5 protein-coding genes are annotated in these 3,053 nt (G+C 71.5%); all 5 read left to right on the top strand.

Going from position 1 to position 3,053, the window contains the following annotated elements; all coding sequences use genetic code 11:
- Positions 1–648, top strand: a 648-nt coding sequence (locus PSH25_RS25845) for an MFS transporter (RefSeq protein WP_238661525.1), incomplete at its 5' end; no start/stop codon positions are given.
- A gap of 5 nt (positions 649–653) precedes the next feature.
- On the top strand, positions 654–854 hold the full coding sequence (locus PSH25_RS25840) for a DUF3046 domain-containing protein (protein WP_030489422.1): 201 nt from the start codon (positions 654–656) through the stop codon (positions 852–854).
- Between the two features lie 184 nt (positions 855–1,038).
- On the top strand, positions 1,039–2,085 hold the full coding sequence (recA, locus tag PSH25_RS25835; RefSeq protein WP_053656326.1) for a recombinase RecA: 1,047 nt from the start codon (positions 1,039–1,041) through the stop codon (positions 2,083–2,085).
- A 14-nt stretch (positions 2,086–2,099) separates the two neighbouring features.
- Positions 2,100–2,798 carry a regulatory protein RecX gene (locus PSH25_RS25830; protein WP_238661524.1) on the top strand — a complete coding sequence of 233 codons (699 nt, stop codon included), beginning with the start codon at positions 2,100–2,102 and terminating at the stop codon, positions 2,796–2,798.
- A 49-nt stretch (positions 2,799–2,847) separates the two neighbouring features.
- Positions 2,848–3,053 (top strand): 3-keto-5-aminohexanoate cleavage protein (locus PSH25_RS25825; RefSeq protein WP_238661523.1); only part of this gene is annotated, 206 nt, incomplete at its 3' end.

Raw genomic sequence — 3,053 nt, 5'->3', positions numbered from 1 at the left:
CCGGCCGCCGCGCCGGTCGAGGCGCGCGTGCCGCGCGGCCCCGGGATGCGTGCGGCCTGGTCGGTGGTACGCGGACAGCCCGCCGCCCGACTCGGCATCGCCGCCGTGGCGGTGGGTCACCTGGTGATGGTGGCGGTGATGGCGATGACTCCGGTCCGGCTCGGTGAGTCGCACGCCGACGCCGACGTGTTGCGGCTGGTCGGCATCGTGCTGAGCCTGCACATCGCCGGCATGTACGCGTTCTCCCCGGTGGTCGGTTGGCTCACCGACCGGCTCGGTCGACGGGCGGTGATCCTCGGTGGGGTCGGGCTGCTGCTGGCCGCCTGCGCGGTCGCCGGCACCGCCGGGCACCACACGCCTCGGCTCTCGGTCGGTCTGGTCCTGCTCGGGTTGGGCTGGTCGGGGACGATGGTGGCCGGCTCGACCCTGCTGTCCGAGTCGGTGGCGGCCGCCGTGCGGCCGAGCGTCCAGGGGCTGTGCGACCTGATCATGGGGCTGGCCGGGGCCGGGGCCGCCGTGGTCAGCGGGTTTGTCATGCAGTTCGCCGGTTATCCCGTCCTCACCCTGCTCGCGGCGGTCGCGGCCGCGCCCCTGGTGGCGCTAGCGTTGCGCCCGGTGCCGACCGGGGCACCGGACGAGGAGGGCTGATCACTGTGCGGCTGACCGACTTCTGGACGCGGTTGGACGAGGCGTTCGGGCCCGGCTACGCGGCCAGCATCGCCCGCGATCAGGTGCTGTCCCAGCTCGGCGGACGGACCATCGAGCAGGCACTGGCATCGGGGGAGCAGACGCACGTGGTGTGGCGGGCGGTCTGTGCCGCGTACCCCGACCGGGTGCCCGCTCGACTACGCTGAGCAGCCTTTTCGCCGGTTCCGCGTGTCGCTTGTCGAGTCGTACACCTGTTCGGCTATTGTCCACAGCTGGGTGCTCGTCCACAGCTCGCGGCCCGTCGGCTGGTTTTCTGTCGGACCTAGCGCCTAGCGTGTCCGCGTGACGCGAAGCTCAGCAAAGACGCCGGCGAAGGCAGGGGTGGCAACCATGGCAGCAGGGCCTGACCGGGAGAAGGCACTCGACCTTGCTCTCGCTCAGATTGACAAGCAATTCGGCAAGGGCTCGGTGATGCGGCTGGGTGACCGGCCGGTCGTCCAGACCGCGATTATTCCGACCGGCTCCATCGCGCTCGACGTGGCCCTCGGCATTGGCGGCCTGCCCCGTGGCCGGGTGGTCGAGATCTATGGCCCGGAGTCCAGCGGTAAGACCACGGTGGCGCTGCACTCGGTGGCCAGCGCTCAGCGGCTCGGTGGCATCGCCGCCTTCATCGACGCCGAGCACGCGCTCGACCCGGAGTACGCGAAGGCCCTCGGCGTCGACACCGACGCGATGCTGGTCTCCCAGCCGGACACCGGCGAGCAGGCGCTGGAGATCGCCGACATGCTGATCCGCTCCGGCGCGATCGACATCATCGTGATCGACTCGGTGGCGGCCCTGGTGCCGCGCGCCGAGATCGAGGGCGAGATGGGCGACAGCCACGTGGGCCTCCAGGCCCGGCTGATGAGCCAGGCACTCCGGAAGATCACCGGTGTGCTCAGCAACACCGGCACCACGGCGATCTTCATCAACCAGCTGCGGGAAAAGATCGGCGTCATGTTCGGCAGCCCGGAGACCACCACCGGTGGTCGGGCGCTGAAGTTCTACGCCTCGGTCCGGCTCGACGTGCGACGCATCGAGAGCCTCAAGGACGGCACCGACGTGGTCGGTAACCGCACCCGGGTCAAGGTCGTGAAGAACAAGGTCGCCGCACCGTTCAAGCAGGCCGAGTTCGACATCATGTACGGCAAGGGCATCTCGCGTGAGGGCTCGCTGATCGACGTCGGCGTGGAGCAGGCGATCATCCGCAAGTCCGGAGCGTGGTACACGTACGACGGCGACCAGCTCGGCCAGGGTAAGGAGAAGGCCCGGGAGTTCCTGAAGGAGAACCCGGACGTGGCCGCCGAGATCGAGAAGAAGATCCTGGAGAAGCTCGGCGTCGGGGTCGGCGCGGGTGACGCCGCCGGTGGCCCGGAGCTGCCGCCGGTCGACTTCTGACCGGTCGCTGACCCATGGCAGGACGACGCGCTCGTACGGGGCGGGGCTGGGATGCCAGTCCGCCTCGTACGGGCGACGCCACCGATCCGCCCCGCCCTCGGCGAGGCCGCCGGGGTCGGACCGAGGAGGCCGACACCGTCGAGTCTCCGGCCCCTCCCCGGGACGAGTCCGAGGTGGCCCGCGAGATCTGCCTGCGCCAGCTTGCCGTCCGGCCCCGCACCCGGGCCGAGTTGGCCGGGGCGTTGGCCAAGCGGGGCATCTCCGAGGAGGTCTCGGCCGAGGTCCTCGACCGCTATGACGAGGTCGGCATCATCGATGACGCCGCGTTCGCCCGGGCCTGGGTGTCCAGCCGGCACGCCGGGCGCGGCCTGGCTCGCCGGGCGCTCGCCAACGAGTTGCGCCGCAAGGGCGTGGACGGTGAGGTGGCCACCGAGGCGCTGGGTGAGCTGGACGAGGAGACCGAGGCGGACACCGCCCGTGGCCTCGTGGAGCGCAAGCTGCGTACCGCCCGAGGCGAGCCGGACGCGGTCTTCCGCCGGCTGGTGGGCATGCTGGCCCGCAAGGGTTACCCACCTGGCGTGGCCATCCGGGCGGTGAAGGACGCGCTCGCCGCGCAGAGCGCCGAGGCGGCCGAGTTCGCCGAGCAGATCGACGCCGACGCGCTCGCCGACGCCGAGGGCGAGTTGGAGCGCGACAACCGTCTGGTCGAGTGAGCGGTTCGGTGGGCGGTCCGCCGCGACTCCCGACGGGGGTGCGGGCCTGATGTTGAAGGCATGTCTGAACGGTGGGCGCGGCCGGCAGGCCCATCCGGCCGTGCCGCTCACTGCGGCGGAGTTGGTCGCCGATGCGGCCCGCTGCGCGGCGCTCGGCGTCGCGGCGGTGCACGTCCATCCCCGGGACGAGACCGGCGCCGAGTCGCTGCGGCCGGCGGTGATCGCCGACGCGCTGACCGCGATCCGTAACGCACG

Origin of the sequence: Micromonospora foliorum (genome assembly GCF_022229015.1) — a bacterium.
In the GTDB taxonomy this organism is placed as follows: domain Bacteria; phylum Actinomycetota; class Actinomycetes; order Mycobacteriales; family Micromonosporaceae; genus Micromonospora; species Micromonospora foliorum.
Note: the sequence above shows the minus strand (reverse complement) of the source record. Positions and strands in the feature narration are given on the sequence as shown.

Coding starts and splice junctions, on each gene's coding strand:
- recA (WP_053656326.1), top strand. CDS start 1,039: ATGGCAGCAGGGCCTGACCGGGAGAAGGCACTCGACCTTGCTCTCGCT.
- PSH25_RS25830 (WP_238661524.1), top strand. CDS start 2,100: ATGGCAGGACGACGCGCTCGTACGGGGCGGGGCTGGGATGCCAGTCCG.